Source organism: Asaia sp. VD9 (genome assembly GCF_037150015.1).
In the GTDB taxonomy this organism is placed as follows: Bacteria; Pseudomonadota; Alphaproteobacteria; order Acetobacterales; family Acetobacteraceae; genus Asaia.
Genome location: NZ_JBBCQM010000018.1, coordinates 22,393 through 29,677 on the forward strand (window position 1 = coordinate 22,393; position 7,285 = coordinate 29,677).

The window sequence follows — 7,285 nt, forward strand, 5'->3', positions numbered from 1 at the left end:
GATCGGACCTTATGCCTGGCGCTTTGCGAAGAACTCGCGGTTGCGCTGGTTGATGGAAGCGGCGGTGACGCCCGCGCCGGCGTGATTGTCGATGCGCGATGGCGAGAACTGTGAGCGCGGTGCGTGGTTGGCGCGGCGGATCGCATCGCCTGCTGCACGGAAGGCGTTGAACACTGCATCGTGCGTCATCACCTTTGTTCCGCGCTTGCCGACGAAGTGCTTGACGATTGGGGCCTTGTCTGCGTCGGCCATTGCGGCATCCAGCGCCCGACAACGGATCGCGTGGATCGCATCGCGTTTGGTGACTGCCGTGCCCTTGGCATCCATCGTCGGTGTTTTCTGACCGGGGTTCAAAACCTCTGCCGTCGTAATGGCGTCGCGGAAGACGGTCGTGAACGCAGCGTCGCCAGTCGGAGCACGATTGGTATCGTCCAGACGTTCGGCTTCGTCCTCAATCTCCGAGACTGCGGCGGCTTCCTCGTCAGCCGTACTGCGTGCTCCAGCGGATTCATCAGCGCGCGCGATGTCGCTCGGCGTCAGCCCGCACATGGCAAGGCACTCGCGGATCTTGTCCTCGGACATGCCTTCGGCGCGCATTTTCGCGGCCATCCGGTCCGCAGCGCTCTGCTCGGTTGGCTCGGCATCGGTCACAGGCTTGACCATCGCCTCGATTTTGGCGGCGAGGGCTGCGATCTGCTCCTTGATTTCGGCCAGCGGATCAGCGTCGGTCGCAGGCTTGGCGACGGTTGGCTCGATACGCTCACCATTATCGCGGGTGCGCCGATCGGTCGTGGTGCTCCCGCCCTCGGGCTCTTCCTGCGATCCTTCTCGGATCGCCTCCTCAACGCCGTCGGCGTCGTTAGTCGACAATGCGGTCAGGAGCTTGTGGCCCCAAGACTTTTTCTTGAAAGCCATCCGGCCCTCCAACAGTGGTGAAAGTTGATCACCGACGGCGCACTGCGCGCCACCACGCCCGCGCATCACAAGTGCGAGGTGGTTTCCGATGATGTTGCGTTGCTTGTAGTGGCCCGGCGCGCCCTCTATGGGCTCGTAATCAGCGTCGTAGCCGGGAGAAACCTCGCGCCATCCACGCTTCTCGATCGCTTCAATTGCGCGCTCGTCACGGATGATCGCATCCCCTACAAGCATGTCCTTTTTCTCGCCCTCACCGCGCCTAAGATGCGTAAGTGTTCCACGGGAGAATGATTGGTAATTCGCCGGGTTGAGCATCACGCCAGGCGGATGGTTGAGCGTGATTGGCACGCCCTCGAACGAGGTGATTGCATCGGGGTGGAAGAGGGTCTCGGCATCACGGTGAACCGTGATCGTGCCGTCCTTCGCAGGGTCGACGGGCAACTCTGACTGGTGGTAGGTCATCTGACCAAGGCGGGCGATTGGGACATCCCGGCATAGCAGAGAACCATCTGGCAATCGCTCGCGCGTTTCGCCTATTCTCTGCACCGTATAGACATCCGCGCCCCGTCTAGGGGCGAAGTCACATGTGGAGATTTGTTTGAGCACAAGCACAAGTCCTGAACCAATTGATATCGGTTGGGTGATCGAAGAGCTGCGCATGGTCGCGCACGAGAACGCCGATTGCGGCGCGTTGGAACCGGCCCTTATGGTGAGGGAGTCACCAGAATATGCCGGCGCATGGCTAATCGTGCAGTGGTGGCGCTATCTGATCGAGGTGGCGCCAAGAGACACCAAAGCCGGCGCCATGCTTTCGCTCATCAAGGGCGAAATCACCGAGGATGATTGGCCAGAGGGAGCTGACGATAGGCGGGCGCCGGATTTGAGTATCTTCGGACTATGAAGTCTGATCGTCACCGCGGTCTAAGCTACGGGATCATAGGAAGCGCCCGGGTGGCCCCATGATCGCTCTGATCTTGATATCCTGAAGGGCCTTATTAACGGCGTTTTCAGCAGATTGTTTATCGGAATTCAGCACTGCCCGCTTTCCTGCTGCCACCGCGGTCTCTAGGCGTTCGATTGCGCGCTCGTGTCGCTGATATTGTTCAAACCTTTCCCGATGGACCCATCTGAACATCACATCTCTCCATCCAAGATCGGCACCTGGTAGCACCGACAGTTATAGATGCCGCCCGGCATGAGGGGCTGACCGTCAACCACCGGCGGATTGGCATACTCACATATCGCGCCGTTCATCGCTTTGTGACTCGCGCGCGTTCTGGTGTCTCGATGACTACGCCAGCGGAAGTGCGTGCACCCCGCAGCCTGCGCTCGTACCTGCGTCAACACTGAGGAGGCGCGGGCCGTTTCGGTCCTCGCAATGCAGATCGCTCGGCTCTCAGCGACTTCGCCCGACCTCATAATCTCTTCGACCATTGATCGCGATCGAGACCCGCTGATTAGACCTTCGCGCGCCAGCTTCTGGATGCGTTCGGCGGCTTCGCGGGGCAGGGACGTGATTAGATCGACCTGCTCGCGTTGAAGTGCCTGCATCATTGCCCCTGTAGGGGCCGTCTCAATCTCGCGTCGCAATTCGCGACCAAGCATTGACGCATGCGCCCGCCATTCTCGGCTGTTTGTCGCGTTGGCGGCCTCCACCATCCGCCGCGCTGTCGTTTCCGCCCACGGGGCGAGCAAGCGCTCGTATCGTCCGAGAGCATCAACGATTGATTGAGATGACGCACCATCTCCGGGCGCTGCTATCTCGGCCAGCTCTCCGATATGGCGGGCGATCTTGCGCAGAGACCGCTCGTAGTAGAGCGCCAGGCTTTTGGTTGGCTCGAAGGGCTCACGTCGCTGCGCCCGATCTAGGGTCAATGATCGAATGAGCATCATGAGGCCTATCGAACGGTAGCTTCGGGCGGCTCGTTTTGAAGATTCTGCTCGCTCGCGGGCACAACGACAGGCGAGGGCGGCCCTTCGATCTCTCCCGGGTCCGGTGGAGCATTTTCAGCGCTTCGAATGCTTTCCTCGGTTATCGAGTGCCACATCCCGTCAATTTCTGACCCCGAACGCAGTTCAGACAAGGCTGTCGCGCGGTCAACCAAGCCAGCATCGAAAGCGCCGACTGCTGCTGTTGTGCGAGCAGTCATGATCTCGGCCTTTTCCTTATCAGAGAGACCCCAGAGTGAGGCAAACCTGAAATCGAAGTCCTCTGGCGGCGGCTTATCAAGCTCCGAGTAGCACATCACTTCCAGCAGCAAATGGACGCCGCGACGCAAGAGGTTCTCCTGCTTCTGTGCCACCCCGTCATAGTACTGGCGCAGATCGCTCTCGCCCGTGCTGAATCCTGCAGGTGACTGCCCGAGCAGGCGCGTCATAGGAATCTGAATGGCGCCGGCTATTTGCTGGGCAAATTGCATCAGAACGTCGTTGAGCCCGGAGAAGGTGTAAGTGAGGGCCTGGAACTCATCCTCGCTGTCGATAACCGACATGCCTTCGTTCGACTGAAATGCTCGAATGTTGTCGATCTGCGCCATGACACCACGCTTGGCGCGCTCATCCAGACCGCCCATTACAGTCTTGTAGCCCTTGACCTTCATGACGCGAAGGTGAGCCTTATAGACGAGCTGCGCGGCTCCAAGTGTGGCGCTATCGAATGCCATCAAGACATCCATGATGCGCTCGACTATCGACATCCCCCAGCCGTTTTCATACTGCCGCTGGTACATCGGCAAGCGCACTCCGTCGAGCCGGATAACGCGGCTATGATGGACGACCTGACCTTTAAACGCATCGGCGTCGGGAATGACACGATAGTATTTCGGCTGCCCGAGAGCGGGCCCGAAATCGTCGATCGTATCAGCGTAGTCCGGCGTGACAATCCAGCGATCGATAGCATAGAGGCCGAGAAAGTCACCCTTCCGAACTGTTTCGGGGCGCAGGGGCGTGGCCGGATCCTGCCCCTTGATCATCATGATCGCCAAGGCGCCGCCGTACAGCCTAGACCATTTGATTGTGTCTGCCAGCGCCTGCCATACGCCAAGACGCGACATGCCGCCATAAAGACGACTGACGTCGTGGGGTTCGAGCCCGCCAGTCACTTCAATCCCCGCGCGGGTCATATCTTCCGCAACGCTATCAACAGCGTTACCGATGATCCATGACCCGCGGTATGCGGCCTCTAGCTGCACTCGGTTGCGCGTGATGAACTGAAACGCGTACTTCCCGGCGGAGAGGCCGTTATCCTGGCCAAGGCCGGTACGGGTGCGGGGATTTACATACCCATCTACGGTGCTGGCACGGGCATGCTCAGGCCGATTTCGGCCTCTGCTGCGATTTCGCGCCATGATTCAATCCTTAGTTTGCCAGTCGGGCGTAAATCGCCGTCCAATCCGCTTCGCCGCCGAGCATCAGCTCGGTGATCGCCCAGACTGCGGCATCCGCGCGATCAGGCGATTTCGCGCCTTGGTATCCAGCCGTCGAGAACTGGACCAGTTGCTCTTCCAGATCGGGAAGGCGTCCATGGTGGACTACCCGTCCTTGCTCATAAAGGCCGGCAACAGGCTGCGCTCGCGCAACTTTCCCACGCGATGCGGTGACGACCTTCACCGGCACAGTATCCCGCACCGATCGTAAATTTGCCTCGACAAGAGCGCCGCCGAAATTGCGTTCAGCTACAATGACGTCTGCTCGCCACCGATCGTACGCTGAAATCGCAACGTTGGCCCATTGCGACGGCCCGTAGCGGCCGCTGAGATCTTCCAGGACATGACCGACGCCGTCCGGATCAAGGCCACACACCGAGATCCCAATCTCGTCCGAGCGATAGTCTTCTTGCCCCTCACATCCCGAGGGGTCCACGGCGACTACAATCCGGGACATCTGATCGCGGATAGCATCCAGATTGCCGTCGGTAACCATAGGTGCACGCTTGATGCGGTCCAGTACCCAAAGCGCACCCTCAATGGCGGTCTGATAATTGCCATAGAGAAACCTCTGGCGCTCTTTTTCGGGAAGGCTCTCCAGCTGCGACAGGTACGCTTCAGATAGATTTTCCCGGTTGGAGCCTGGATTGATCTGCATCGTAACGTAGTCGCCTGTGTCACGCAGAGGCTCGCCTGATTTGGGCTCGATCTTCTCCTCGAACAATCCGTACAGCCAGTGCGAGGTCGTTGGCGGGTTAGCGTCGATATACTCACGCACGCGCAGGTCAGACTTTTGGGCCAAGCGCGTCAGCAGCATGTTGCGTGCGCCGTAGCTGATCTGGCTCGCTTCGTTCAGATAAACCGTGGCGAACTCCAGACCTAGGATCTTCTCAGTCCTGTCCGAGCTGTCGAGGCCATGAAACAGGATCTCGGAGCCATTGGGAAACGTCACAAACCAGTCTGTCTTGTTGAGGCTGTACGGCGCGCCGGGGAAACAAAGGCTCATGACCTTCGGGAATGTATCGAAGATGACTGAGTGTTTTAGCGCGTTGAACCTGTGTCTAAACACACCATGCCTAGTTCCTGGCACGCGCATCGCCCGCATCACCATCGCGCGGATGAGAACGAATGTCTTGCCAGAACGCGACCCGCCGCGAAGCAGGATGTGGGTGGCGGGAGAGGCGAGGAGCTTATTGGCCTCAGACTGCCCTGGGTTGAGGCGGAATGCCATTACAGATCCATGTCTTCCTTACCGACCGTGAACGTAAATTGTCCCGTGTGTTCCTGAGTGATCTTGTCGCCGTAAACCTTGGGCATCATCTTCGAGAGGAACCACTTGCGGGCATCCACTCGCAGGCGCGAACGCTGCACCACGTCCGAGTTCACGCCCTCCGACCCATCCTCTTTCGTGTACGTGTCGTTGGCCCCATCGTCCGCAATCTCAATGGTTTCCTCTGCCATGGAGTGCAGACCCATCTCTTTTGCGCGTGCGTATTGCGCGGAAAAACCTTCCCGATCATCGACAACCCATCCGCGAACGGTGGACTCCGATGGGAAGCGTTCTTCAGTGCATATGCGGCGGAGGGACTTTCCTTCAGCGAGCAGAAGGCAGATATCGCGCGCAAGCTCAGCGCAATATCCGCTCGGCCTGCCACGGGGGGCAGGTGCCTCGGCTTTTGCTTCGGCTACCTTTCCTGGTCGCCTCGCCATCCGTCTTCTCTCGCCTGTATCTGCATTTCACGCGCCACGAATGACGCCACCTGATCGGCAACAACGAGCGCCACTTTTCCAACGCGCTCTTGCCGGTCCGCCATCCTGATCATCTGGGGTGCGCATCGGACGACGCACTCGCCACGAATGCCCAGACGAAAAGCCTGCGCCCAATGGAGCGGCATGTCCGAGCGGTGCCGGTTCTCAGGATCTGCAAGGATTATGCACCCGGCAGCGTCGTCGCCGTTGGCGGCAACCACAATAAACCGGGCGTCATTCACGCGCAGCACATCGCCCTTCTCCAATCGAACCGACTGAGGGAGCATGACGAACCGCGCAATTTTGGAATTCTAGCGAGAATTAGCACGCGGTTTGGTCAAGGTACAGCGTTAATTGCGCACTGCCTCTGCAAGCCGCTTCTGTTCCGCTACTGCGCCGCGATAGATGGACGGCAGCAGCTTGAGCAGCATGACGGCGCGTTGTCGGATCGCCTTGCCACCGGGCGTTCCCTTAATGTGGGGAACGAGATCACGGGCCATCTCGCTGAATGAGTGTTCGGCAATGAGGAGGCGAACGAGGAAGTGGTGAGTGTCAGCCCCGAGACTGTCACGGATCAGCGCGATACGGTGCCCACCATGCGCCCGGTTGAGCCCGAAAGTGATGGCATCGCCCTTCACATAATCGTCCGGGACAGGATCGCGCATGAAGTCGGCATATCCGAAATTCGCATACTGGTAGTCGTCTATCCAGTGGTTCGCGACTGTTTCGCTCTCGGAACTCAGTTCGCCAGACTCACGCAGAGACAGGAGGGCGCGCACTCTCTTGCGACTGTCACGAGCGCCGAAATAGTCCGGCTTGGCCATGCGCTCTTGAGTAGGGCCAAGCGGCTTTGCGGCACGCGCAGCGAAAGGCCGATCCTCCGCTTTGGGCTTGGACATTTCGGAGATCGTTGCTGCGATTTCGGGGGATATGGCCATACCTAAATTCTACCAGAACCAGCCCCTCGGTACAACGAAAACCCCGTCAGAACTCCGCCAAAACCCCCACCGCATCGGCTGGCGTCATTCCCCGCAACCAAAGCCCGACCCAGAACCCCGGATCGTCGTCCGTCACGCGCTGGTCGGGGTCTCGGCTGGCGAGCGTGTCGGCTAGGTCTCGCCAGGTGGGGAAGGGGAGGGTCACGCCGCTAAGTCGTCCCCATCATAATCATATCCTGGGTCTTCGTCATCGTTTGC

Annotated in this window: 8 protein-coding genes; 1 reads left to right on the forward strand and 7 read right to left on the reverse strand. The window is 59.4% G+C overall.

Features of this window, described 5'->3' with window-relative positions; all coding sequences use genetic code 11:
* Positions 1 to 9: 9 nt before the first annotated feature.
* Positions 10 to 1,575, reverse strand: a complete 1,566-nt coding sequence (locus tag WFJ47_RS15465) for a DUF2213 domain-containing protein (protein ID WP_336764187.1) — start codon at positions 1,573 to 1,575, stop codon at positions 10 to 12.
* Here WFJ47_RS15465 and WFJ47_RS15470 point away from each other — a divergent pair.
* On the forward strand, positions 1,514 to 1,816 hold the full coding sequence (locus WFJ47_RS15470) for a hypothetical protein (RefSeq protein ID WP_336764201.1): 303 nt from the start codon (positions 1,514 to 1,516) through the stop codon (positions 1,814 to 1,816). The genes WFJ47_RS15465 and WFJ47_RS15470 overlap by 62 nt on opposite strands.
* A 233-nt stretch (positions 1,817 to 2,049) precedes the next feature.
* On the opposite strand, the gene WFJ47_RS15475 is transcribed toward WFJ47_RS15470, so the two are convergent.
* The 6 genes from WFJ47_RS15475 to WFJ47_RS15500 all read right to left on the reverse strand — a co-directional run bounded on the left by WFJ47_RS15475 (position 2,050) and on the right by WFJ47_RS15500 (position 7,027).
* Positions 2,050 to 2,808, reverse strand: a complete 759-nt coding sequence (locus WFJ47_RS15475) for a minor capsid protein (RefSeq protein WP_336764189.1) — start codon at positions 2,806 to 2,808, stop codon at positions 2,050 to 2,052.
* Positions 2,809 to 2,813: 5 nt separating this feature from the next.
* Positions 2,814 to 4,262: a DUF1073 domain-containing protein gene (locus tag WFJ47_RS15480; protein ID WP_336764191.1), complete on the reverse strand. Its 1,449-nt coding sequence runs from the start codon at positions 4,260 to 4,262 to the stop codon at positions 2,814 to 2,816.
* Positions 4,263 to 4,272: 10 nt separating this feature from the next.
* Complete coding sequence (locus WFJ47_RS15485; protein ID WP_336764193.1) at positions 4,273 to 5,571, reverse strand: phage terminase large subunit; 1,299 nt, start codon at positions 5,569 to 5,571, stop codon at positions 4,273 to 4,275.
* Positions 5,571 to 6,050 (reverse strand): hypothetical protein, encoded by a 480-nt coding sequence (locus WFJ47_RS15490; protein ID WP_336764195.1) that lies wholly within the window; start codon positions 6,048 to 6,050, stop codon positions 5,571 to 5,573. Before WFJ47_RS15490 ends, WFJ47_RS15485 begins: the two co-directional genes overlap by 1 nt.
* A complete protein-coding gene (locus WFJ47_RS15495) occupies positions 6,026 to 6,376 on the reverse strand; it encodes a hypothetical protein (protein WP_336764197.1) in 351 nt (116 codons plus the stop codon). The genes WFJ47_RS15490 and WFJ47_RS15495 overlap by 25 nt, the downstream gene beginning before the upstream one ends.
* A 63-nt stretch (positions 6,377 to 6,439) precedes the next feature.
* Positions 6,440 to 7,027, reverse strand: a complete 588-nt coding sequence (locus WFJ47_RS15500) for a hypothetical protein (RefSeq protein ID WP_336764199.1) — start codon at positions 7,025 to 7,027, stop codon at positions 6,440 to 6,442.
* Between the last annotated feature and the right edge of the window lie 258 nt (positions 7,028 to 7,285).